Origin of the sequence: Lysinibacillus sp. CNPSo 3705 (assembly GCF_028674935.1) — a bacterium.
Taxonomy (GTDB): domain Bacteria; phylum Bacillota; class Bacilli; order Bacillales_A; family Planococcaceae; genus Lysinibacillus.
On sequence record NZ_JAQZSD010000011.1, the window covers coordinates 1 to 23550 of the forward strand.

General features: G+C 36.9%; 22 protein-coding genes and 1 pseudogene. 14 read left to right on the forward strand and 9 right to left on the reverse strand.

The window, feature by feature from the left end; translation table 11 throughout:
- Window positions 1-291: 291 nt before the first annotated feature.
- On the reverse strand, window positions 292-963 hold the full coding sequence (locus PVA17_RS06890; protein ID WP_274067259.1) for a C40 family peptidase: 672 nt from the start codon (window positions 961-963) through the stop codon (window positions 292-294).
- 358 nt (window positions 964-1321) lie between these two features.
- Window positions 1322-1714, reverse strand: a complete 393-nt coding sequence (locus tag PVA17_RS06895) for a ribonuclease HI family protein (RefSeq protein WP_132358912.1) — start codon at window positions 1712-1714, stop codon at window positions 1322-1324.
- Window positions 1715-2092: 378 nt separating this feature from the next.
- Here PVA17_RS06895 and PVA17_RS06900 point away from each other — a divergent pair, with 378 nt between their 5' ends.
- Window positions 2093-2284: a zinc-finger domain-containing protein gene (locus tag PVA17_RS06900; RefSeq protein WP_132358910.1), complete on the forward strand. Its 192-nt coding sequence runs from the start codon at window positions 2093-2095 to the stop codon at window positions 2282-2284.
- Window positions 2285-2569: 285 nt separating this feature from the next.
- Here PVA17_RS06900 and PVA17_RS06905 read toward each other — a convergent pair whose 3' ends face one another.
- Together PVA17_RS06905 and pepF are read right to left on the reverse strand one after the other, a co-directional pair.
- Window positions 2570-3553: an SEC-C domain-containing protein gene (locus tag PVA17_RS06905; RefSeq protein WP_132358907.1), complete on the reverse strand. Its 984-nt coding sequence runs from the start codon at window positions 3551-3553 to the stop codon at window positions 2570-2572.
- A 223-nt stretch (window positions 3554-3776) separates the two neighbouring features.
- A complete protein-coding gene (gene pepF, locus PVA17_RS06910; RefSeq protein WP_132358905.1) occupies window positions 3777-5591 on the reverse strand; it encodes an oligoendopeptidase F in 1815 nt (604 codons plus the stop codon).
- 440 nt (window positions 5592-6031) lie between these two features.
- Here pepF and PVA17_RS06915 point away from each other — a divergent pair, with 440 nt between their 5' ends.
- The gene (locus tag PVA17_RS06915) at window positions 6032-6472 is read left to right on the forward strand and encodes a Dps family protein (RefSeq protein ID WP_248718566.1); all 441 of its coding nucleotides are present in this window, start codon (window positions 6032-6034) and stop codon (window positions 6470-6472) included.
- Window positions 6473-6693: 221 nt separating this feature from the next.
- Window positions 6694-7041, forward strand: coding sequence for a general stress protein (locus PVA17_RS06920; protein ID WP_132358900.1), 348 nt, complete (start codon window positions 6694-6696; stop codon window positions 7039-7041).
- A gap of 93 nt (window positions 7042-7134) precedes the next feature.
- Here the strand turns inward: PVA17_RS06920 and PVA17_RS06925 are convergent, their stop codons facing one another.
- On the reverse strand, window positions 7135-8034 hold the full coding sequence (locus PVA17_RS06925) for a DMT family transporter (RefSeq protein ID WP_132358898.1): 900 nt from the start codon (window positions 8032-8034) through the stop codon (window positions 7135-7137).
- 134 nt (window positions 8035-8168) lie between these two features.
- Between PVA17_RS06925 and PVA17_RS06930 the strand changes: the two genes are divergently transcribed.
- From PVA17_RS06930 to PVA17_RS06940, 3 genes are all read left to right on the forward strand, one after another.
- The gene (locus PVA17_RS06930) at window positions 8169-9044 is read left to right on the forward strand and encodes a LysR family transcriptional regulator (RefSeq protein ID WP_132358896.1); all 876 of its coding nucleotides are present in this window, start codon (window positions 8169-8171) and stop codon (window positions 9042-9044) included.
- 97 nt (window positions 9045-9141) lie between these two features.
- Complete coding sequence (locus PVA17_RS06935) at window positions 9142-9816, forward strand: phosphopantothenoylcysteine decarboxylase domain-containing protein (protein WP_132358894.1); 675 nt, start codon at window positions 9142-9144, stop codon at window positions 9814-9816.
- A gap of 274 nt (window positions 9817-10090) precedes the next feature.
- Complete coding sequence (locus PVA17_RS06940; protein WP_132358892.1) at window positions 10091-10246, forward strand: YezD family protein; 156 nt, start codon at window positions 10091-10093, stop codon at window positions 10244-10246.
- An 80-nt stretch (window positions 10247-10326) separates the two neighbouring features.
- Here the strand turns inward: PVA17_RS06940 and PVA17_RS06945 are convergent, their stop codons facing one another.
- Together PVA17_RS06945 and PVA17_RS06950 are read right to left on the reverse strand one after the other, a co-directional pair.
- The gene (locus tag PVA17_RS06945; protein ID WP_274067260.1) at window positions 10327-10869 is read right to left on the reverse strand and encodes a carbon monoxide dehydrogenase; all 543 of its coding nucleotides are present in this window, start codon (window positions 10867-10869) and stop codon (window positions 10327-10329) included.
- Between the two features lie 137 nt (window positions 10870-11006).
- Complete coding sequence (locus PVA17_RS06950) at window positions 11007-11495, reverse strand: flavin reductase family protein (RefSeq protein WP_274067261.1); 489 nt, start codon at window positions 11493-11495, stop codon at window positions 11007-11009.
- A gap of 166 nt (window positions 11496-11661) precedes the next feature.
- On the opposite strand from PVA17_RS06950, the gene PVA17_RS06955 reads away from it, so the two are divergent.
- Window positions 11662-12447 (forward strand): VOC family protein, encoded by a 786-nt coding sequence (locus tag PVA17_RS06955; protein WP_274067262.1) that lies wholly within the window; start codon window positions 11662-11664, stop codon window positions 12445-12447.
- Between the two features lie 81 nt (window positions 12448-12528).
- Here PVA17_RS06955 and PVA17_RS06960 read toward each other — a convergent pair whose 3' ends face one another.
- Complete coding sequence (locus PVA17_RS06960; protein WP_274067263.1) at window positions 12529-12729, reverse strand: cold-shock protein; 201 nt, start codon at window positions 12727-12729, stop codon at window positions 12529-12531.
- Window positions 12730-13173: 444 nt separating this feature from the next.
- On the opposite strand from PVA17_RS06960, the gene PVA17_RS06965 reads away from it, so the two are divergent.
- From PVA17_RS06965 to PVA17_RS06990, 6 genes and pseudogenes are all read left to right on the forward strand, one after another.
- Window positions 13174-14856: a formate--tetrahydrofolate ligase gene (locus PVA17_RS06965; protein WP_274067264.1), complete on the forward strand. Its 1683-nt coding sequence runs from the start codon at window positions 13174-13176 to the stop codon at window positions 14854-14856.
- Between the two features lie 1064 nt (window positions 14857-15920).
- Window positions 15921-16535 (forward strand): HD domain-containing protein, encoded by a 615-nt coding sequence (locus PVA17_RS06970; RefSeq protein WP_132358880.1) that lies wholly within the window; start codon window positions 15921-15923, stop codon window positions 16533-16535.
- Between the two features lie 409 nt (window positions 16536-16944).
- Entirely contained in the window at window positions 16945-17544 is a 600-nt protein-coding gene (locus tag PVA17_RS06975) for a nitroreductase family protein (protein WP_274067303.1), read from the forward strand.
- 442 nt (window positions 17545-17986) lie between these two features.
- Window positions 17987-18772, forward strand: a complete 786-nt coding sequence (gdh, locus tag PVA17_RS06980) for a glucose 1-dehydrogenase (RefSeq protein WP_274067265.1) — start codon at window positions 17987-17989, stop codon at window positions 18770-18772.
- 278 nt (window positions 18773-19050) lie between these two features.
- Window positions 19051-20496: a GMC oxidoreductase gene (locus PVA17_RS06985; RefSeq protein WP_274067266.1), complete on the forward strand. Its 1446-nt coding sequence runs from the start codon at window positions 19051-19053 to the stop codon at window positions 20494-20496.
- Window positions 20497-20533: 37 nt separating this feature from the next.
- Window positions 20534-20665 (forward strand): annotated as a pseudogene (locus PVA17_RS06990) (glucose-1-dehydrogenase); the annotation flags it as partial.
- A gap of 113 nt (window positions 20666-20778) precedes the next feature.
- Here PVA17_RS06990 and PVA17_RS06995 read toward each other — a convergent pair.
- On the reverse strand, window positions 20779-21114 hold the full coding sequence (locus tag PVA17_RS06995) for a 2Fe-2S iron-sulfur cluster-binding protein (protein WP_132358874.1): 336 nt from the start codon (window positions 21112-21114) through the stop codon (window positions 20779-20781).
- Between the two features lie 618 nt (window positions 21115-21732).
- Between PVA17_RS06995 and PVA17_RS07000 the strand changes: the two genes are divergently transcribed.
- Entirely contained in the window at window positions 21733-23154 is a 1422-nt protein-coding gene (locus tag PVA17_RS07000; RefSeq protein WP_132358872.1) for an anion permease, read from the forward strand.
- Window positions 23155-23550: the final 396 nt, after the last annotated feature.

Here is a 23550-nt window from a genome sequence, read left to right on the forward strand (position 1 = left end):
TATAAAGGAAAGCGTGACTAAAATAATAGTGTGATACATTGCGTTGTTTGGAGAAGCATCGCTCGACTCCTGCGGGAAAGCGAGACAGACGAGACCCCGTACGAAGCGAAGCGTAGGAGGAGGCTCGGCGCTCGCCCGCGGAAAGCGAGCGGAATGCTTCGGAAAACAACAGTAGAGGCATAGTGCAAATGAAAAAAGCGAGGTATTCAACGAATTAATCGTTGAATACCTCGCAATGTGAGAAGATATAGACTTTTTCAGTGCCTTAGGGCATCCCAACTGTTTTTTTATTCACTTTATACGACCATATCCAGCAAAGTGTGATTTCCAATAAGAGCTATTTAAATTAGCAACAGAAACACCACCGTCACTTGCACTAATCATTTGACTATTTCCAATATAAATGCCTACATGAGAAATACCAGCTTTATATGTATTAGCGAAGAATACTAAATCACCTACTTGAGGTGAACTTACTTTTTTAGCTGAACTGTAAAAACCTGCTGCAGACTTACGAGCTGTAGAAATACCAGCATTATTATACACATAAGTGACGTAGCCTGAGCAATCAAAACCTGTACTCGGCTTACTTCCACCAAATGTATATTTTACGCCTAATTGTTTTTTAGCAACTTGCACTAGATTAGTAGTTGGTTTAGGTGTAACTGTTGGTTTAGGTGCAGCTGTTGGCTTAGGTGTAGGTGTTGATATTGTTGCTGATGTGAGTGGGGTATTGAGGTTTAACTTTTGTCCAACGCGAATTGTCGTAGAAGATAAGTTATTCCATTTCATCAATGTTTGATAAGTAACACCGTACTGATTGGCAATCTTCCATAAAGAATCACCAGATTTTACTGTATAAGTTGCTGCTGATGCTGTGTCAATTGTTGAAAAAAGTACAGTTGAACTTAAAGCCAATGTAGCTAATTTCCATCCCCATCTATACTTTTTATTCTTTTTCATAATATGTATCCTCCTAAAAACCTTAAAACTTAATATATATATGATATTATCATTGTAATATTACAAAAGTATGTCAATAAAATAACATTCGGGATACAAATTATACTAATAATAATTGGAAAATATATTGTTTTATGGCTCATCATCAAAAATCAGGGGGGATATTTATATATATATGCCATGTATGTAAGTTAATTGGATGATGACTTGGCGATTGCAATGTATTGCTTATGAGCACGGTATACATTTTGTTTATATATGAAGAATGATAAAAATGAAATATTGGGGGATAGTAAGTATCTGAATGAAGGAAGGGAGGAGACCGACTCTTGGCAAGGCAAGGGACAGTCCCCATTGTTTAATTTTTTTCTTTTTGAATCGCTTTACGTGCAAGTGCATCTGCCGCTTTATTTTGTGTATCTGGGACCCATTTAATGAAAAATAAATCGAAGCTATTTGCAAGTGTAAGTGCCTGCTCAAAATAAGGTTTAAATTCCTCATTTTTCACATATTCTTTTTCCATAGAGGCTACAACAATTTTTGAATCAGAGCGCACTGAGACTATGTTTGAACCAAGCTTTTGTGCTTCCTCAAGACCGCGTACTAAGGCAGTAAATTCGGCAATGTGGTTATTGGTTTGCCCTATATACTCACTGATTTGTATATGGTGGCCTTCTCCTTTAATAAATATCCCAATACCACTGGGGCCAGGATTTCCTGCACTAGCAGCATCGATATATACTTCTAACATAAAATCCCTACTTTTTGATTTAGATTATACATTAATTGTACATCAATAGTGCTTTTTCACAATATAATTATACCTTGGCATAATTTTAGTGGCATCTGCCAGAGGCTTTACTTTTTTCAGCGAGGTTTAGACACCTGCTGAAAAGAAAGTAGCTCAAATCCGCTTGTATCTTTCTACCTAAAAAGATGGGAAACGTACCTGTCGCTATGCTTTCGGTACAAAAGGCATTTTGTAACTACAAAAGCACCTGTGCCTGCCGATACAAGAGAGATTTGCAGAAAGATGTTAAATGGATAAACAAAATAGTTGCTTGTTCAAAATGTTCACTTCATAATAGTAGGAAGCGAAATTTGGACGTGAAAGGAGCGAGAGTTCGATTTGGATAAAGTGACGGTTATGAAAGATATTGACGAACTACATGATACGTATTGTGCCGATTGCTTAGTGATAAAGCAATTACGAAAAGATCGTGGTAAACCTGGAGCTCACCGCTTTTGTATTGAAGCGTGCACCGTAGGAGAGCGACTACAATTTCTTGGAGAAGAGCTCTTGAAGGTGTATAGTAAATAATGTTTTTAACCAGTACAGAAATGTCGCAAAGTAATCATAGGAACTAAACAGACTATGTTTAAATAAAATAAAGCTTATTTCATTTTTGCTCAATAAATAATCATATTTACTAATTTCGATGCATAAATAACAATATGTTCGGAAATAATAGTATTGGTTGGTTACCATAGAAAAAAAGCTACTTTGTTGTTGGCTCATTGCCGATAATAAAAGTAGCTTTTTTTTATGGTAACTAAAATGCGCCACACACTCTCTCCTCCAGAGTGTGTGGCGCTATTTTAAGCATTATTTAGTTGCAGCATAGCTACTTAAGTCTTGGTAGTATTTTGTGAGAGAGGAAGCTGAAATATCGAACGTCGCCGCAATTTCTTTTACAGTGAGTGATAACGGCTCGAATAGCTCTTTTTCTTGACCGTATCGAATCGCGCCGGCAGCAATAGCAGCCTCTTTGCGCGCAGATGGTTGTCCTTCAATTAAATAGTCCTCTAAAAGCTCTAACAAAGGAGCTGTTTCACGCTCATTTTGCTCAAGGAAATCTTTAACCTGAGTGATTACATTGCTCTCAAAGTTCGTGAACTCCTCGCCTTTATAACCGTTTGACACAAGTAGTTCCCAGAAGGATAAATGCTCTTCTTTTAGGAATGCTCCAGCCTTCTTCTCAGAAGCATCAAAAGTTTTCTTAAATTGCTCAAATACTTTAGCATGATCTTCTGGGAAGAAGATAAGCGTTGATACAGCTAAATAATGTTCTGATTTTTTTGTACCATCTGGTAAGATGAATGCAAAGACATGCATACCTTCAGGGATTGGTTTGTCATTTTCACGACGAATATGAATCTCTTCATTTGTTAACACATGTGTGGCCTTGAAATATTTTTCTTCTACAACTGACACGGAACCAATAAATAGACGGGGTTGTGACCAGCCTTCTAACACTTTTACCGTAGAAGGCCTTACCGTTTTTTTCTTTGTTTTCTTTAAGTAACCTTTCCAAATAGATGGTTCTTGATGGAAGAAGAAGTCGTCTAACGCGATCGCCTCGATCAGCTCTCTTTGTAGTACGCTCTCTAATTTAGGTTGCCATGTACCTACATGCTCTATATAGGCACGAACATCTTTACGTTCTGGATATTCTAAGTAAAATGTTTGTAGTACACGCTCTAATTCTTCGATTGCTACAGCTTCTACGGTAACCTGTTGTTTACCTTCACAACATTTTTTATATTTTTTGCCGCTACCGCATGGGCATGGATCATTACGTTTTACCATAATTAGAAACACTTCCTTTGAAAATTGTTAGTAGAATTTTGCTAAATAAATTGCATACAATTAATAATAACGGTACATTTGTACGAAGGAAAATGATTGTCTATTTAGAAATATCAAAAAACATTAGAGGGGCGGCTTGATTCTAGTATATGTATATATTTCCCTGCTTAGAACTAAAAAACCATCTACGCTTTAAAAATAGCATAGATGGTTCTTGCTTTGTTTAGCCTTTGACAGCTTCCATTTCTATCGTTAATCTTTCGAGCTCATCAATAAGGTGACCAATATAAGCAATCGTATCTCGAAGCGGCTGATCTGTTGTAACATCGACACCCGCCATTTGAGCTAGCTCCACAGGTGATTTCGTACCTCCAGCTTGAAGGACTGCTAACCATTCATCTACAGCCGTCTTCCCTTCTTTTAAGATACGCTTAGATACTTGTGTGGAAATTGTTAACCCAGCGCTATATGTGTATGGATATAGGCCCATATAATAGTGTGGTTGGCGCATCCAAGTAAGCTCTGCTCCCTCCGTGATATCGACGGTGTCACCCCAGAAATCTTCTAATACAGAGCGTTTTAAGTGATTTAAAACAGTAGCATTCACAGCTTCTCCAGCATCGATTAATTCATATACTTTTCGTTGATAAGCAGCCTCTAGTAAGTGTGTGACGAAATTATGATAATACGTTTTGGATACAATATTTGAAATTACCCAACGTTTGAAGCGAAGATCGTCGTTATGGGTTAATAAATAATTGGCTAGCAGCATTTCATTCATTGTTGATGGTGCCTCGATAAAGTATAACGACGGACGACTGTTAAAATAGGATTGATGGCTATGTGCATTCACAAAATGACCTGCGTGTCCAAGCTCATGAATTAAAGTGAATACCTCATTCATACGTTCATTCCAAGACATTAAAATATACGGATGACTACCATATGGACTTGAGCAGAATGCCCCAGTCGATTTTCCTTTGTTTGGTGCATAATCAATCCAGCGTTCGTTAAAGGCCTTTTCGAGCATCTCTTTGTAACCTTCACCCATAACGTCTAATGCTTTTTCAACATATTCTTTTGCTTCAGCCATTGTTAATTTCGGATCATAGTCTGGATCAAGGGCAATCTTTAGATCGGCAAATGTCATTTTTTCAATGCCGTTTGCTTGTTGAATAAGCTTTGCGTAACGGCGCATATGTGGAGCAAGCTCTTTCGTAATCAGATCTATTTGACGATTATAAAGCGTACGATCAACATCTTGATCAAATAATAAATAGTCAATAACAGAATCAAAACCTCGTAAATCAGCCATCGTTTTTTCCTGTTGAATATGTGTGTTATAAATTTTTGCAGTTGTGTGCTGATAATCGCGCAACTTATTCGAAAATGCTTGGAAAGCTGCACGGCGAACATTTGTATCGGCGTCAAACTCCCAATCATTCTCGTATAATACAAAACTAAGTGGATGTTTTTCGCCATTGGCATCAAATTCTCCAAAATGCATATCTACAAGCTTTGTCGTATTATACGTTTCATACGGTGCATCAAAAGTAGAGCTAAATGCAGCTAGTGCTTTTTCTACCTCTGGATGTAGCTGATGCGGCTTTTGTTTTAATAATTCCTCTATATAGACTTTATAATTAGGGCTTAATGTAGCAGCTTCCTCTAAAATTGACTCATCTAGTGCTAGTAATTCACTGCGTACAAAAGAAATTGTACTACTTATTTTTCCGACTGCCGTACCATATTTTGCAGCACGCATTTGAGCTTCGTTATTTGTATGGTCAGCCTGATTATTTAAGCTTGCATAAGTACCAATAGGAACTATGCTTTCATATAGTGCTTCATAAGCTTTTAAAACATCTATTACCTTTTGAGCACCCGTAATTGTACCTTGATACGTGCTTTCGAAATTTATTGCATCTTCCACAAGCTGCGCTAAAACACGTTCAAAATCCGCGTCATTTTTAAGTAAATCTGTTAAATCCCATGTTTGTTCTACTGGTACATCTTTTCGTAATGGTAATACCTCCATTAATGAACACCCCTTTTTAGTAAGTAATTCCATTATAACGAAACTATTTCGGAAAGTGAAATAATTATAAGGAATAGTTTCAATGTTCTTAAAAATGTAATAATAGTGTAGAAACACATGTTCGTAATAGCTATAATGTAAGGTAAGGGGGATGTAAGAGAGGATTGCTAAGTTTCAAAGCTTTCGGTGACAAAGATAAAAGAAATTCGTAAGGAACTAAAGTATACAATCTATTTTTAGTTTTTATGATGTTTAAACGTCCAATTGATGGTATCCATTTGTTTATTAGGACTGGCTATGTACGGAAAATGTTTTAGTTTTGTATTTATTATCTACAGATGACCTTAGAATTTTTTCTAATGAGAAAAATGTGTGTATAGCTAGCATACTTTGCAACGCATACTAATGACTAGAATAACTGGCACATTGGAGGAGAAATAATGTCACAAAACTTAAACAAACAATTAAATAAACTTGTCGCTACATGGTCTGTACTTTATACGAAATTGCACAATTATCATTGGTATGTGACGGGGAAAGCTTTCTTTACACTACATGCAAAATTTGAAGAATTATATAATGAAACAACGTTAAATCTAGACGAAATTGCAGAACGTATTCTTTCAAAAGATGGAAAACCAGTTGCTACGTTAAAAGAGCATCTTGAGCTATCCTTTATAGAGGAAGCTGCAGGGAATGAGACGACAGAGGAAATGGTTGCAACAATCATAGCAGATTTCCAAAAACTTATGAAGGCTTTGAATTCGACGATGGAGCTTGCGGCAGAAGAAGGAGACGATCGAACAGAGGATATACTAAATGCTATGTATCAGTCGTTAGAAAAGCATACATGGATGTTGAAGGCATTCCTTGGGCATTAAAAAACCAATTAAATGATAGGCAAAGGGGGCTATGATGTACTTCCATTGCCTATTTTTTTAATATTTCATAAAAGTATTAGACCATTGTTTCAAAAGGTGAACATGGATCACAGAGATATTTCAAATATTAAAGTTCGTTAAAAGAATGGGTAAAATGGATTTATTTCTTGAATAGGAAGGTAAGATACTTAGTAAGCCATAAAAATTAGGAGGAATTGAGCATGATAAATGAGCAAAACCCACAAATTGAAGTGGCCCATACGAGGGAAGAAATGCTCCATATTTTAGAAAGTTTGCGTTTAGAGGCATGTCAAATAGAGGACATTTATGTTATTGCAAAGGATCCAAGCAAATTTGATGGAGTAAAATGGGATGCTAATGTTAAAACCCATGAGGTAGGGAATTGGGTTGATCAAATTAAGTCTTGGTTTACTGGTGAATCGGCTGTAAAAGAAGGATTTAAGCGATTTGATCTTACGGAAGGTCAAACAGCTTACTATGCTCATCTCGTTGAACAGGGTGTTATCGTATTATTCGCTGAGCAGTCAGCTGAACCTATGACGACATAATATATACTTTGATGATAATTGCTATTTGTCTTGATTCACCTTTAACAAGGTGAGTTTTAAAAAACAGAGTGAGTGCACATGCACCACTCTGAATTAATGTATAGCTTTTTCTTGTTCATGTTTTTTAATAAAGCGTAAAACATGGAGATGCTCTAATTGGGCAACAAGATTACCAATTAGAATAAAGCTACCACCTATTACTATTTTTACTGTTATTCCTTCACCAATAAACAGCATGGCAAACATCGCTGCGAAAATTGGCTCTAAGGAAAATATTAGTCCTGTATGTGTAGCGGAGGTAAACTGTTGTGCAACAGTTTGACCTACGAAGCAAAATGCACTACAAATGACACCAAGCCCTATAATAGCGATCCAAGAAGTCATTGTATTTGGAAGTGTTGGTGTTTCGAAAATAAATGTTAATACAAGTGCATAAAGTCCAGCAAAACCGAGCTGGTAAACGCCATAAGAAATTGATTCAACGCTCCGTGTAAATGAGCTGTTTAATAGTAAGTAAAACGAATAACATAGTGCAGCAATGGCTACTAGAATATCTCCTTTTTGAAAGGTAAATGAGCCATGTGCCGTTAAAATTGTAATCCCAATCATTGTGCAAATAATCGCAAAGCTAACTGCTCTTGAAGGTAATTTCTTGTCAATAAAACTGCTGAAAATAGGTACTAAGATAACTGTTAGACTTAAAATAAAACCAGCATTTGATACCGATGTCGTTTCTAGTCCGAATAAGCTTAGAACGAACACAATGAATAATATAAACCCTTGTATAGCTGCATATTTTAGTGTCTTCACATCGACTTTAATCATGCGTTTATAAAAGATAATACCAGCTACGAAAAATGCGATGATACAACGCAATGCCACCACATTATAAACAGCCAATGTTTCAAGCCCCATTACCATAAAAGTATAAGATAAGCCCCAAAACATTGTCACAATAACCATCAATAAATTTGCTTTTCCTTGGATACTCATTATGCTCACCTACAATCTGTGTACTAAAACAGTTTTTATTCTAAAATTTACTATAAATCTTGTATTGTGATTAGTAAAACGAATGTTTATAATGGTTGGTATTAAAAAAATTCATGTATATAGAGGACAAGGCGATGAGTTTAGTCAAATATGAGATTTTGAATAAAGTGGCTGAGGTAGCTAGCTTTACAAAAGCAGCAGATGCATTGGGATTAACCCAATCTGCTGTAAGTCATGCTGTTTCAAGCTTAGAAAAGGAGTTCGGCTTTGCACTCATTCACAGAAGTCGAGCTGGTGTCACGTTAACGAGTGAAGGGAATACAATGCTGAGGGCAATGAGACATGTCCTCGATGCACAAGAACTATTACAGCAAGAAGCTGCACACATACTTGGCGTTACGAGAGGAAAAGTAAGAATTGGTGTAATTTCAAGTATTTCTTCGAACTGGATGCCGGAAATTGTTCGTATTATGGACAATCAATTTCCTGGTATACAAGTCGAATTGCGTGAGGGAGATTATTATGAAATTGAACAATGGCTATTGAGTGGAGAGGTTGATGCGGGATTTTTAAATGGTCAAAAGTCTAAACAGTATCATTTTACCGAACTTCAGCAGGATCCGTTGCTGTGTATTGTCTCCGATAAAAGTCCACTTTATCATAAAGCCGAAATTGATATTGTTGAACTAGAAAACATGCCATTTATCATGACTTCATATAAAGGGACAAATGATGTAAAAGTGCTGTTAGAGCAATATCACGTGAAGCCTAATATTCGCTTTGAACTATCGGAAGAGGTAGGGATCATTTCAATGATTGCTCACCAGCTTGGCATTAGTATTTTACCGAAATTAGTGACGTATAACTTACCTCCTACGATAAAAGCCATACCTTTAAAACAAGGTGGCTATCGCACAATCGGAATTGCGATGAAACATCATGCTTCACCAGTGACCAAGAAATTTGCTGAGATATTAAGTTCCTGGTTACAAGAGCAAAATAGGAAATAGTATTAAGTTAACGCCAACCTTATAAAAACAACATTGAAGCATAACATAGCATTACGATAAAATAGTAATTGTATATTTTCTAGAAAAAGGTGAGTGTATGGGGACATTACGAGGTAAGACCGTACTCATTACAAGTGGGGGAACACTTGAAAAATGGGATCGTGTGCGTGGACATACGAATTTATCGAAAGGGTCGATGGGCTGTTATTTAGCTGAAGCGGCACTAGAGGCTGGGGCAAACGTATTGTATATGCACGGTTATTTTGCACAGCTTCCGGCGAACAAAGACAAAATGCGTACCATTCGATTTGAAGGTATTGAAGATTTAGGCGACAAAGTTCGACATGCTGTTCAGGAAGAGCATGTGGATATCGTTATTATGGCAGCCGCAGGTTCTGATTGGCTTATTGACAAAGTGTATGACCAATCTGGGAATTTAATGGAGGAAGCAGGTAAAATGCCATCTGATGAGCCACCTATCATTCACTTTAAAAAGGCGCCTAAAGTATTAGGTCAAATAAAAGGGTGGCAGCCTAAAGTAACTTTAGTAGGCTTTAAACTCGAGGCAACAGATGACGAGGAATTTTTACTATCCCGTGCACGTCTACGGATGGAATCTGCCAACGCTCAGTTTATGGTAGCTAATAGCTCACAATCTTTATATGGTGGAGATGAGCCACACTGGATTGTACCGGCTAAAGGAAAACCGATGAAGGTTATGGGCAAGCAAAAGACAGCGACAGCACTAATGGATTGCCTACAAAATGGATAATAAAAAACTGTGTAGAGGTAAATAAATCTACACAGTTTTTGTTTTGGTGTTTTTTCGGTTTTAATTCCTTAGTAAACAAATAAGTTTTATAATATTTATGATTGACAATCGGTTTTCAGAATTATAGAATTATTCCAAAGAAGCGAAATACCTACAACTTGGCCTAAAAAGAAGCTTTGATAAATATAGTAGGTCAAATCCAAAGAGCTATATAGGATAAGTGGCTATAATTAATGTTTTGGCCTCAAATATGTTAAAAGAAGGGGTGTATCGAATGACTCAACAGGCAAAGGTAAATGACAATAAACTAGAGGCAATTGCAAAGGCAATTCAAAATTTGGAATTTGGAGAAGTACACATTACGATTCAAGATGGTGTCATTGTGCAAATTAACAGACTTGAAAAACAAAGATTTCCGCAGAAAAAATAAAAGTATAGGGGATAATTCGATTGTTTAGGTTGGCTATTTATGTTTAGGAACTGATGAGCGCTCCATAACAACAGCATAGATTATGTTAAAGAGTTAGCTATTTTAACTAATGTGTAAGGTGTATCAGTGTTAGTTACCTCTTTATAAATACCTAGTAAATATTGCAAATTGTTTTTTTCAAAGACAAAAAAGTTAAATAGTTGGTCTTCAAAATAAATTGCTTTTGTATCATCTAGAAGAGTATATTCTTTACCTTTTAAGTTTAATTTGTCTTTAAAGTTTATTTTATGCTCTATTGATCGAATCTCAATTTTATAAATATTTTCTTTTATTTCTTTATTAACAAACATAATACTCAATGCATCATTCACGTTATATTTTTTATCTTCGTAAAATTTCCCAAATTGATGTGTGAAGGAAATCGGTGGCATAAATTGAGGTAACTTTACCTTGCACTTACAATGATATTCAAATTCCTTAACGGCCTTTTCCACGGATATATATCCACCTTCAGCAAATTTTTCTTCAAACGAAGGAGGGGCGGTATGAAAATTTGCAGTTACCCATTTATTAGCCGAAAGTAAAAAAATAATAGGTAACATGTAAAGGGATTTTTTTAACATTTGTCATTCACCTCATTAATTATTGTTTCATCAATCAAACTTATTATTTCGATAAAGAGCGGAAAAATACGTCAAAAAAACAGGGTGATTACGACGAATCATCCTGTTTTTTTGCGTCTATATTTTCTTGCAATAGCCTATTCATAAAAACTATTTGGGATTTCACCAATATGCCTGCGATGATATAGTAAGGGTTCCTTCTGTGAATTCTCAATCTCTAGAACCTGCCCGATAAATATCGTATGATCTCCAGCATCGATTTGCTGAGATGTTGTGCATTGCAAAATGGCCGCAGTATCATGTAAAACCGGTAGACCTAAAGCAGAAGTTGACCATTTAGCCTGGGCGAAACGATCTGGGATTTTACTTGAAAATAGCGTACATAAGTGGTCTTGATTGCTCGCTAAAATATTGACAGCAAACTTTCGAGTCGTTGTAAAATATGGATATAACTGTGACTTTTTATCGAGCGACCATAAAATAAGGAGTGGGACTATGGAAACTGACGCAAAGGAATTGACAGTTAAGCCAATAGGTTCACCTACGTCATTACAAGCAGTAACAACGGTAACACCTGTTGGATAATTACCTAATGCCAGTTTAAAAGCAGCTACTTTGTCTGTCATTTTAATCACCTCTTTATTGTTTTTTTATGAACTACTAGATCAAAATCCTTTTGTTGCTAATATCGTAAAATAGCAGCTTTTAATAATTATAATATTCTAAATTTTATTTTAAACCAACAAAACTAACAGGTAAAGTATATAATAGAGAAAAAAAGGGGGTTCAGTCATGACTTTATATTTTGACCATCTAGTTCATCAAGTTCAATCACCAGAAAATACAAAGGTTTTTTTAAATAAACGTAATATCCATACAGTTAACGGTGGTCAACATACAATGTGGGGGACATACAATACGTTAAGCTATTTTGGATTAAACTATATTGAGCAAATAGCGATTTATGATCGTACTTTATTTGAAAATGCAGTGAAATTACCGTATTCCCTACATTATACGTTTAAACGTGCTAACGAGCGCTATGGTTTTTCAAGAATTGCATTACGGACAAAAAATATAGAAGAAGAGGCACAACGTTTACGTGCGCTTGGATTTGAAGTATATGGGCCTGATGCTTGTAGTCGTACAAGACCAGATGGCTCTGTTGTAGAATGGAAGCTATTGCATTTTGGGAAGCCAGAGCAGGCAATTGATTTTCCATTTTTGATTGAGTGGACTGATACAGATGAGGAACGTGTTGCACAATTAAAAGCAAATGGAGCCATTGATACGAATCAAACAATATCGATGGAATCTGTCCAATTTTATGTGGAAGATGTGCAAGCAACAGTGAGTTTATGGAAGGAAGTATTACAACTACCAGAGCCTGAACAACATGAGCAATTTATCTCCTTACATCTACCCAATATTCGACTGGATTTTTATGACGAAGTGACTGCGGCAGCTATGACACTAGGTCATTTACATGAAGGGGCGTTTGGGGTTACTCTTATAGATACTAATAGAACGAAGGAAACGCTAGTTTTTCCTGGAGCTTTTTATTGGATCAATCGCTGAAGTTATAATGTTATAAAGCAGCGTTAATTTCAGCATTTGAAAAAAAAGGAGCCGTTCATCCACCGAACAGCTCCTTTGAGTTTATACTTTCACTACATTTGACGCCTGTGGGCCTCTATTACCTTCCACCACTTCAAATGATACCTTTTGACCTTCATCAAGTGTACGGAAGCCTTCCTCTTGGATTCCCGTAAAATGTACAAATACATCTTCTCCATCATCACATTCAATAAAGCCATAACCTTTTTCATTATTGAACCACTTTACGATTCCCTGTTGCATAAGCATTCGCCTCCCATGCGCTTGAATGTAGAATAAAATCAATTAAGTCGTGACATAAATTGTGAAAATGTGAAAAAATGCATTTTCATTTAGAACATACATGAATTGTGCAATGTTGTCAATCGATTGTCGAAATACTTGAATAACTTACTATGATTTTTTTCACAATAAAGTCTATAATGGAATTAACTTCTTTCAGCAAATTCCTGCTGAAAAAAGTTAAGGCCTCCGGCGGATGTCCAAGAATCGGAAAAGCAGTCTTAGAGGATGTTAGCCTAAATGCGATAACGGCTAACTGACCTGCATCGGTAAAAACGCCATGTCTTGTGGCATTATCGAAATGACCGACATCGTGTCGGCCCTCATGCAGGCCTTAGCACAAAGCCGATTCAGGACGCAATTATGCCGAGGCATAATTGACCGACATAGAAAGTAGGATGCCAAATGACAACGAAAAAACAACAACCTTTGACAGATTTAGAAATCGCTAATCAAGCGGTTATGCAACCTATTACTGAAATAGCGAAAGCAGCAGGTATTCCAGAAGATTCACTTGAACAGTATGGTCGCTACAAAGCAAAAATTGATCCATTAAAAATTACAGCACATGGTGAGGATGCAAAGGTTGTATTAGTAACAGCTATTAGTCCAACGCCAGCTGGTGAAGGGAAATCAACTGTAACGGTTGGGCTTGCTGATGCACTTCATCAATTAAATAAAAAAGTTGTTGTTGCTTTACGTGAGCCATCACTTGGCCCTGTAATGGGTGTAAAAGGTGGCGCAACAGGTGGTGGATATGCACAGGTTGTACCAATGGAAGATATTAACTTGCATTTCACTGGTGACCTTCATGCGATAACGACTGCGAATAATGCATTATCAGCTTTTATTGATAATCATATCCATCAAGGAAATGCTTTAAACATTGATCCTCGCCGTATAATTTGGAAGCGTGTAATGGATTTAAATGATCGCGCCCTACGTAAAGTTGTTGTGGGTCTAGGTGGTCCTGTTCAAGGGATGCCACGTGAGGATGGCTTTGACATTACTGTTGCATCAGAAATTATGGCCGTTTTCTGTTTAGCTACAAGTATTGAAGATTTACGTGAACGTTTATCAAGTATCGTCATCGGTTATACATTTGATCGTGAGCCTGTATTCGTCCGTGATCTTCAAGTAGAAGGGGCCTTAACATTGTTATTAAAAGATGCCTTCAAACCAAACTTAGTGCAAACGCTTGAAGGGACACCTGCCATTATTCACGGTGGACCATTTGCTAACATCGCACACGGCTGTAACTCGATTATGGCGACACAAACAGCTCGTAAGCTCGCAGATATCGTTGTGACGGAAGCAGGCTTTGGTTCAGATTTAGGTGCTGAAAAATTTATGAATATTAAAGCGCGTAAAGGAGGCTTTAAGCCAAGTGCAGTTGTAATCGTAGCTACAATTCGTGCATTAAAAATGCATGGCGGTGTAGCGAAAACGGAACTAGTTGGCGAAAATGTAGAGGCACTTTTACAAGGAATTGAAAATTTAGCCAAGCACGTTGAGACGATTCGTACATTTGGCGTTGAGCCGATTATCGCTTTAAATCGTTTTATCACGGACACAGAGGCTGAGCTAGAAGCAGTCCTGAATTGGTGTCAAGAAAATCATGTTCGTATCGCACGTACAAATGTCTGGGAGGAAGGCGGAAAAGGTGGTCTAGGCTTAGCAGAACAAGTGCTAGCTGTTCTTGATGAAGACAACAATTTCTCACCTTTATATGATGTAACAGAATCTATTGAGGAAAAAGTACGTACAATTGTGCAAAAAGTTTATGGTGGGAAAGATGTGCAATTTACCGACCAAGCGAAAAAACAAATTGCCCAAATTGAAAAATTCGGTTGGGATTCTCTACCGATTTGTATGGCGAAAACGCAATACTCTTTATCAGACCAACCAAGTCTTTTAGGACGTCCAGAAGGCTTTACAATCACTATTCGCGAAGTCATTCCAAAACTTGGTGCTGGCTTCTTAGTATGCTTAACTGGAGATATTATGACAATGCCAGGTTTACCAAAAGCACCAGCCGCTTTGCGTATGAATGTTGATAATGAAGGACATGCGGTAGGGTTGTTCTAGAGTGAAAGAAGTACAAAAGACTATATAACTGAAAAAAGCTGCTCCTATAAGTTATGAAGGGCAGCTTTTTCAGTTACAACCGCTAAAAACTAAAAAAGGGAAGAGAAAATTAATAGCCCGGACTGGATATTGATTTTTTAATCTGTATAGCGAATCGAAATCCAAGAGGCAAATTCAAAATCGTGAAAATAATAACAAAAAAGGCAATAAGGCTTGTCGTGACCCTAAAATTTCCCATGTTCAAAATTTCTCCCTTAGGAATGTCTCATAGGGGGATACGGAATAGCAAGTAGAGATAGGAGATATATGTGTTTAAAATGGGCATTGAAGAAACAATAAAAGCTGCCAGCATCTACAAGAAATAAGATGGGCAGCTTTTATTGTTTCTTCAGCGGGTTGGTATTACATAACATAACTATCGTTCCTACTTCCTTCTAATACTTACGGCTTCAATAAAACTCATAAAAATCGTTGCCTAAAAAAGAATTCTCTAGTCTTGTTAGCACAACTCTGATGATTTGACTTTTCGCAAAATGTTGGCAAGAAACTGGTATGCTATTTGCCATTAATGGGAGGAGTTACGTTCACACATATTCAAGATAATGAATAGAAGAAGGTAACGTCGATTAATGATAAAAATATCACACGCTTGCTACATATGCTCAAAGCTTTCTCGGTTGTGAAAATAAAATAATTGTTTGTTCACTTATCTCGTCATGTACATTCACTATGCGGGTTAAAACAAAGAATTTCTAAGGGAAAGTGTTCACTTTTATTTGTTTAGATGATTGGTTTTCACTATACGCACGTCATCTTTCAACACAGTATTCAATTGTAAAGCCCGCTGAAGTTGTTTAATCTGTTCAAAACATAGTTGTTGTACATCACTGAAATAGTAAACCTACAGAACAAAAATAGTTGTTCTGTTCATTTATCATACAATATTCTGTAAAATCAGTCAATTGAAAACAACTTCCCAATTTTTTTAAGCCTAGACGTTACTTAATTACCAACTATTCTAAGAGATACCGTATAATAAAGCATGAAGGGACTGAACTAAAAATATGAACAATTTAATGGACAAAGTACGAGGGATTTACGAGCAATTTGATGCTAGTCATGATTTTCAACATATTGAACGTGTATATCAAAATGCGTTAACGATATTACAAACAGAACCAGAAGCCGATGCAGAGGTCGTGAAAATGGCTGTACTGTTGCATGATGTTAGTGATAAAAAGTATACCGATAGTAAGGAGCAAGAGAATAAGCTAATTGCTGAGCTGTCATTAAGCGAGGAGAAGAAGCAACATATTCGAGATTGCATAGCACAAGTATCGTTTAATGGTGGCAATGAGCTTGAAATAACTTCTCTAGAAGCAAAAATAGTACGAGATGCCGATCGTTTAGATGCGATTGGAGCAATCGGTATTGCGCGCACATTTGCTTATGGTGGAGCTAAGGGTCGAAAGCTTTACGATCAGGAAGAGGATGCACGTAATGATATGACAGAGGATGAGTATCGCAATAAAAATACATCCTCAGTTACGCATTTTTATGAGAAGCTATTATTGCTGAAGGATTTAATGATTACCGGGAAGGGTAAACAAATGGCCAAAGAGCGCCATCAATTTATGGTACAGTTTTTAGAGCAATTACAAAATGAAATAGGTGAGTAATACCTCACGTTACTAAAAAATCCGTTGTCTATTTCAATAGATAACGGGTTTTTTTAGGGCTAATAGGTTGATTCATTTACTTGGGAAGGAGAAAAAACATGTAAGTTATTGCGATATATTCAAATGTGAAAGTTAGGTTACCTTTACTACATAAAAAGTAGAGCATCATTATACCCTCATGCTTGAAAAAATTGTATAAGACATTTTACATTTTGAATAATCTTTCGTTTGTTTGGATACCATATTATTATCATAATATTATAATTAGTAGAAGAAGTAGCGAACATAGTCGAAAAGATTAAAAAATCACGAATGGCAGTGCTTATTATGACCAGTAGTTCCTGTTGTAATTAGGCGAGGAGACTTAGGAGTTAAAAGTGCCATTTATAATTTTAAGAGGAGGAAAATGATGACAAACGATTTTTACACTACACTTAAAGAAAGACGTACCTACTATGGAATTAATAAAGAGGTAAAAATATCGGATGAAAAAATTAAAGAAATTGTAGAATTTGCTGTGAAATATACCCCGTCAGCATTCAACTCTCAAACTGCACGTATTGTTGTATTATCAGGTGAGCCACATAATAAACTGTGGGATATTACGACTGAAGTATTAAGAAAAGTCGTTGGAGATAGAGATTTTTCTGGTACTCAACAAAAAATGGATTCCTTTAAAGCAGGTTATGGCACAGTTTTATTCTTAGAAGATGAGGCTGTAGTTAAATCGCTTCAAGAGCAATTTGCTGCATATGCTGAGAACTTTCCAATTTGGTCAAATCAAGCATCAGGTATGCACCAATTAGTTGTGTGGGCAGCATTGGAAGCAGAGGGATTAGGAGCTTCTTTACAACATTATAATCCATTAATTGATGATGAAGTGAAACAAGAATGGAATATCCCTGAAAATTGGAAGCTCATTGCGCAAATGCCCTTTGGCAATCCAACGGTAACACCAGGCGAAAAAGAATTCCAACCACTTGAAGATCGAGTGAAATTTTACAAATAATTATCTGCATTTTTTAACAGTAAGAAAATACTATTTATAGCCAGTTACGGTATTGAACCAGTGACTGGTTATTGTTTAATTCGTTTTATCTAGATTTCTAAGCGTTGTTAGAAATGGGGAAATTATCTCGGAAACGGGCAGTGCGCTGCAAATTTGCATTTTCCTGACGGTACCTTTATAGCATCATATTTAGAATCCATTTTGAACGAATGTTCACATGGATTCTTCTTTATTTTAAAGTAACGTTTTTCAATGGTATAAAAGTTTTGCTTCGTTCCATATTATTATTATGTTTTAAGAAAGTGGAAACCCGGTGGGCAGATTTTTTCATAGGTGAGAAAAAAACAAAACGACAACTTATAGTAATTTTCATTGGGATTAATGTTATGTCGCTGTTGGATTTATGGTAGGAATGGCGAAAGTATAAGGAGGAGAACTTTAGATGTATCCAGATTTAGAGGGAAAAGTTATTGTTATTACAGGTGCTTCAACAGGATTGGGAAAAGCAATGGCATTACGCTTTGGCGAGGAGAAAGCAAAAGTTATCGTAAATTTTCGCTCAAATGAAAAAGAGGCAAATGCTGTTGTTGAAGGAGTGAAAAAAGCAGGAGGGGAAGCGATAGCTGTAAAAGGAGATGTGTCTATCGAAAGTGATGTTATCAATCTCGTCCAGACAGCCGTGAGTAAGTTCGGAACACTCGATGTGATGATTAATAACGCTGGTATAGAAAATCCAGTACCCTCACATGAAATGCCACTTGAAGATTGGACTAAAGTAATCAATACGAATTTAACAGGTGCATTTTTAGGCAGTAGGGAAGCAATTAAGTATTTCGTCGAACATGATATTAAAGGTACCGTGATCAATATGTCCAGTGTTCACGAAGTTATTCCATGGCCTTTGTTTGTTCACTATGCTGCTAGTAAAGGAGGCATTAAACTAATGACACAAACATTAGCATTAGAATATGCCCCAAAAGGAATTCGTGTCAATAATATCGGGCCTGGTGCGATTAATACCCCTATTAATGCTGAGAAATTTGCCGATCCTGAAAAACGTGCAGATGTTGAAAGTATGGTTCCGATGGGTTATATCGGAAAACCAGAGGAAATTGCAGCAACAGCAGCATGGCTTGCTTCATCCCAGGCTAGTTACGTAACAGGAATCACTCTATTTGCTGATGGTGGAATGACTTTATATCCTTCTTTTCAAGCAGGTCGTGGGTAACGGCAACGAAAATATAATTAATTCCCGCATTCAGTACAGTTAAATTCATGGATTGCACTTGCTGATTTAATTAAAAACTAGCGTAAATAAAAACTGGCATTGGAAGCTATCAGATATTTTCCCCTTCCCGATGCCTTTTTTTATGTTCTAGGAAAAAGAGAAATAATAGGAGTATCACCCACTTTAAACCTGGTCTTTGTTCTTGAATGAATGGTGATATCAAATTAGCGAAAGTCATAAACTTAAATGTCAAAGACTAACACGAAAGGACGTGTATTATGTGGGTTTATCCAAATAATTGGATCCCGACTAAATCGCTGGAGGATATGGCCAATACGAACTATGATGTTCTAATCGTCGGAAGTGGAGCAGGTGGTGGGGCAACGCTTTACCGTTTATGCGAAATGTGGAAGCATCAAGGGGCTAAGCGAATCGGTATTTTAGAGAAAGGAACGAAACTATTTCATTCACATGCGCTGAATATTCCCACAATGAATGTCGATCGAATGCGCGATCAGCTATGGCCTGACAATTCTACTCCTGTAGGAGAAAGTTTACCAGAATTTTCAGGTGCAAGATTAACATTTGCACTGGGTGGCAGGACATTGTTTTGGAATGCTGCCTGTCCGAGACCTGCTCAGTTTCATCTTCAGAATTGGCCTGTGCATCCAGATGAATTAGATGTATATTTCAGAATGGCAGAGCGTGTCTTGAATTGTACAACATCCTATGCAGATGGATCTTCAATGCAACGGATTCTTATGAATCGGCTTCACGCTGGTGGTATTCTAGAGGCCACGAATATGCCTCTTGCCATTGATATGAGAGGACCACGCATGGGGGAAATTTACTCTAACGCATGGTTTAGTTCAATCAAATTTCTTGCGTATGCCTTCAATGATAGACCATTTGATCTTGCGTTAAATGCTTATACGACGCGAGTATTGGTTCAAAACGGAAGAACTGTTGGGGTAAGTGTTGCATCAACACAAGACAAAAAAACTTACACTATTCGGGCCAAAAATGTGGTTGTTTCTGCAAGTACATTAGAGACACCTCGAATTTTGCTAAATTCCGGTATTGATGGTCCAGCTATAGGGCGCTATTTAACTAATCATTCATTTGTATTAGGTACGGGAAAAATAAGTCGCAAGCAGTTCTCAGAGAATATCGGTAATTTAGCAATTTTGAAACGTGAAACAAGGCAATTTCCTTATCAAATACAAATATTAGGTCCTAATCAATATTTTTCTTACCAACAGTTTGAAGATAAGGTACTTCCTAACCAAGTTAGTGTTGTCTATGCAACTTTCGGTTTGGTAGAGCCTCGAAGAGAGAACAGGGTTTTCTTAGATCCTAACCAACGAGACGAATATGGTGTTCCACTAGGGCAAGTAAACTTTTCTTATAGTGAAAGGGATAAGGTTGTTATTAATCAAATGCGTGAGGGAATCATTCAATCTGCTACTGCGATGGGAGTTACATTAGATGGTGAGCCTACCTTAATGCCACCAGGAAGTGACGTTCATGAATCCTGTACATGTCGGATGGGTACCGACCCATCTACTTCGGCAACCAATTCCTATGGAGAAATTCATGGTGTCTCAGGTCTGTATGTAGCAGACAACAGTGTAATACCTTTTCTTGCTGCAGCAAACCCGACAAACTCAACGGTTGCACTTGCGATACGAATGGCAGATAATATTATTCGTAGAAACCCATAAACCCATAATGGGTAGCGATAACTGGAAAAAATCCAAAGGAAGACCGGGGGAAAATGCGGATGTAGCAGCATGGTTTGCTTCATCCCAAGCTAGTTATGGAACAGGGATCATTCTAATTGCTCATGGTGTAATGACTTTAAACCTTTCTTTCCAAACAGGCTGTGGATAAGTAACGCGACGAAAATATTAAATAAATAAATAAATAAATAAAAACTGGCATTGGAAGCTAATGGGCATTGCAACCACTTCCATGCCTTTTGAATTATATTAATCGATACTTGGTTAATCTGCTGGTCTTGGACCTCTATCGTCCTGTGTATTTTCTAGTGTTAAAATTGGCCGAACAGTAATGTCTCCTATTACACGAATTTGACAAGATAGCCTTAAACAGTCTTCATATAAATTCTCATCAATATTTTTTATAGCGAAGGCGTGTTTTTCTATTTTTGAAATGTCCTTATATTCACCCGCTAATACCTCCACTCTACAAGTTGTACATTTTGCTATTCCGCCACACTTATGCAAAATGTTTATATTATTATCTTCAAGAGCTAATACTAATTTTTTTCCTTCTTCTACTTCAAAAGTTTTTCCTCCAAATATGGTGACAAATGGCATCTATGAATACTCCTTTTATAATTTTCTAATTGATAAATACTATCAGTTTGTAATAATCCAGCAATTCTTATACGAAGAAATCTTAAAAAATTTTACATAACGAGGACTTATTCAAAGTACAGCATTTTTATTAAGCTTGCATATTATCTGGGAGAACCTCAAAATAAGCTTTTGAGAAAATAGTCATTCTATCATCAGGAGCTTACGAGATAATTGAGCCTTGTAGAATATTACATTGTATTCTAATGACAGGCCGTGAGATGATTAATTTTTTTACTGTATGAAATGAAAGAGGATTGATCCCCGACATATAAGTTGATATAAACATTGTGTGTATCTTTTTAATGGATTGTGCACATGCTAATTTTAATGAATTGATAAAAAGTAACTTTTTCCCAATAATATTAACAAAAAGGGAAATATTTCTGAAGCGAGATCATTTTTTTCTTAGTAATGAGTTAAAAATCTTTTCATTCATTACATAAAGCATATATAATTACTTATGTTTTTCGACAAAGGGAATCTTGAATTAGGTCTATTTTTCATTATAATTAGTAGATCGTGGGAGAAATCTCCTTTTAAATACATTGGGGTAATAGTCAAAGGAGTTTTAACATCATGAAAGAAGCAAAAAGCGCAGTCAAATGGATTCCTTTCTTCATATCCCTTGCTGTTGGTGTGGCTATCTGGTTTTGTCCAGTACCTTCAGGAGTAGATGAAAAAGCGTGGCACTTGTTCGCTATTTTTGTTGCGACCATTATAGGTTTTATAACGAAACCGTTGCCAATGGGAGCAATATCATTTATTGCTATGGCTATGATTGCCATAACAAATACATTAACGATTGAAGAGACATTAAGCGGTTTTGGTAATTCAACGATTTGGCTAATTGTTATTGCCTTCTTTATTTCTCGTGGATTTATAAAAACGGGACTAGGGGAACGCATTGCCTATGTATTTGTTCGTCTTTTTGGGAAAAAAACATTGAGTCTGTCTTATTCTTTACTAGCGAGTGATCTAATATTGGCACCTGCTATTCCTAGTAATACAGCTCGTGCAGGTGGTGTTATATTCCCGATTATCCAGTCATTATCTCATACTTTCGGATCTAAACCAGATGACGGGACAGAGCGTAAGATGGGGGCCTTTCTTTTAAAGGTAGGCTTTCAAGGTAATTTAATAACATCAGCTATGTTTATGACAGCCATGGCAGCGAATCCTTTAATTGTTAAGCTAGCAAGTGATTCAGCTGGAGTAACTATTACTTGGTTTGGTTGGGCAATGGCTATGATTGTCCCTGGATTAACGGCTTTAATCGTTGTTCCTTATGTTATTTATAAAATCTATCCACCTCAAATCAAAGAAACACCAGAGGCAGCAGCGATCGCTAAAAAGAAGCTGGATGAATTTGGTCCACTGAAAAGTTCTGAAAAACGAATGATCGTTGTATTTGTTGCTGTGTTGTCATTATGGATTGGTGGAGATTACTTAGGCATTAGTGCAACAACGGCAGCTCTTATAGGTCTTTCATTGCTGTTATTGTTAGATGTATTAACATGGGCAGATATTAAAAAGGAAGAAGGAGCATGGGATACACTAATCTGGTTTGCAACGCTATTTATGATGGCATCTTTTATGAACAAACTAGGGCTGATTCCATGGTTTAGTAATGAAGTAGGTGGACTTGTATCTGGGTATAGTTGGATATGGGCTGTTGTCATATTAGCTTTAGTCTATTTCTATTCTCATTATTTCTTTGCGAGTTCCACTGCACATATTAGTGCGATGTATGCAGCATTTTTATCTGTTATGTTGCAAGCGGGTGCACCTGCTATGTTGGCAGCTATATTATTAGCGGCATTTAGTAATTTATTTGGCGCCACTACTCATTACGGTTCTGGTCCAGCACCGGTCTTCTTTGGTGCAGGTTATATTGATCAAAAAAAATGGTGGACAGTTGGATTTGTCGTTTCCATTGTTACCATCCTGATTTTTGTCATAGTAGGAGGACTATGGTGGAAGGCTCTTGGTTATTGGTAAAATAATTAGCGTCTGTATCCGGATAGAAATATTTCTATCCGGATATTTTTTTTGGATTTTTAAGAAGTTTTTTTACATGGTTTTTTTACATACTCTCTCTCTTCTTCAATTTACAATTCATGAGAGAGCGTTTTTTGTTTATCACCAAAAGTTGTGGATGACTTAACGTCTACTATGTGAATAAGTTGATTGGAGTGGAGGCTAGGCGACTCCTTGGGGATTAGCAATAGAGGAACGAAGGCTAAAAGCATCACATCCTGTGATAACGCCTTCGTGACCAACATCGGTGCTGCTGCCGCTTCGCTTTCGCGCAAAAAACATCTGTTGGCCCGAGACCCTGGAGCGAGCATCGCGAGTGAAACGGCTCATCGGACGCCCGCTGGTAAGCGCCCAGCC

Bases quoted from the DNA above. Each gene is read 5' to 3' on its own strand.
- PVA17_RS06890 (WP_274067259.1), bottom strand. From the start codon at position 963: ATGAAAAAGAATAAAAAGTATAGATGGGGATGGAAATTAGCTACATTG.
- PVA17_RS06895 (WP_132358912.1), bottom strand. From the start codon at position 1,714: ATGTTAGAAGTATATATCGATGCTGCTAGTGCAGGAAATCCTGGCCCC.
- PVA17_RS06905 (WP_132358907.1), bottom strand. From the start codon at position 3,553: ATGGTAAAACGTAATGATCCATGCCCATGCGGTAGCGGCAAAAAATAT.
- pepF (WP_132358905.1), bottom strand. From the start codon at position 5,591: ATGGAGGTATTACCATTACGAAAAGATGTACCAGTAGAACAAACATGG.
- PVA17_RS06915 (WP_248718566.1), top strand. From the start codon at position 6,032: ATGTCACAAAACTTAAACAAACAATTAAATAAACTTGTCGCTACATGG.
- PVA17_RS06920 (WP_132358900.1), top strand. From the start codon at position 6,694: ATGATAAATGAGCAAAACCCACAAATTGAAGTGGCCCATACGAGGGAA.
- PVA17_RS06925 (WP_132358898.1), bottom strand. From the start codon at position 8,034: ATGAGTATCCAAGGAAAAGCAAATTTATTGATGGTTATTGTGACAATG.
- PVA17_RS06930 (WP_132358896.1), top strand. From the start codon at position 8,169: ATGAGTTTAGTCAAATATGAGATTTTGAATAAAGTGGCTGAGGTAGCT.
- PVA17_RS06935 (WP_132358894.1), top strand. From the start codon at position 9,142: ATGGGGACATTACGAGGTAAGACCGTACTCATTACAAGTGGGGGAACA.
- PVA17_RS06940 (WP_132358892.1), top strand. From the start codon at position 10,091: ATGACTCAACAGGCAAAGGTAAATGACAATAAACTAGAGGCAATTGCA.
- PVA17_RS06945 (WP_274067260.1), bottom strand. From the start codon at position 10,869: ATGTTAAAAAAATCCCTTTACATGTTACCTATTATTTTTTTACTTTCG.
- PVA17_RS06950 (WP_274067261.1), bottom strand. From the start codon at position 11,495: ATGACAGACAAAGTAGCTGCTTTTAAACTGGCATTAGGTAATTATCCA.
- PVA17_RS06955 (WP_274067262.1), top strand. From the start codon at position 11,662: ATGACTTTATATTTTGACCATCTAGTTCATCAAGTTCAATCACCAGAA.
- PVA17_RS06960 (WP_274067263.1), bottom strand. From the start codon at position 12,729: ATGCAACAGGGAATCGTAAAGTGGTTCAATAATGAAAAAGGTTATGGC.
- PVA17_RS06965 (WP_274067264.1), top strand. From the start codon at position 13,174: ATGACAACGAAAAAACAACAACCTTTGACAGATTTAGAAATCGCTAAT.
- PVA17_RS06970 (WP_132358880.1), top strand. From the start codon at position 15,921: ATGAACAATTTAATGGACAAAGTACGAGGGATTTACGAGCAATTTGAT.
- PVA17_RS06975 (WP_274067303.1), top strand. From the start codon at position 16,945: ATGACAAACGATTTTTACACTACACTTAAAGAAAGACGTACCTACTAT.
- gdh (WP_274067265.1), top strand. From the start codon at position 17,987: ATGTATCCAGATTTAGAGGGAAAAGTTATTGTTATTACAGGTGCTTCA.
- PVA17_RS06985 (WP_274067266.1), top strand. From the start codon at position 19,051: ATGTGGGTTTATCCAAATAATTGGATCCCGACTAAATCGCTGGAGGAT.
- PVA17_RS06995 (WP_132358874.1), bottom strand. From the start codon at position 21,114: ATGCCATTTGTCACCATATTTGGAGGAAAAACTTTTGAAGTAGAAGAA.
- PVA17_RS07000 (WP_132358872.1), top strand. From the start codon at position 21,733: ATGAAAGAAGCAAAAAGCGCAGTCAAATGGATTCCTTTCTTCATATCC.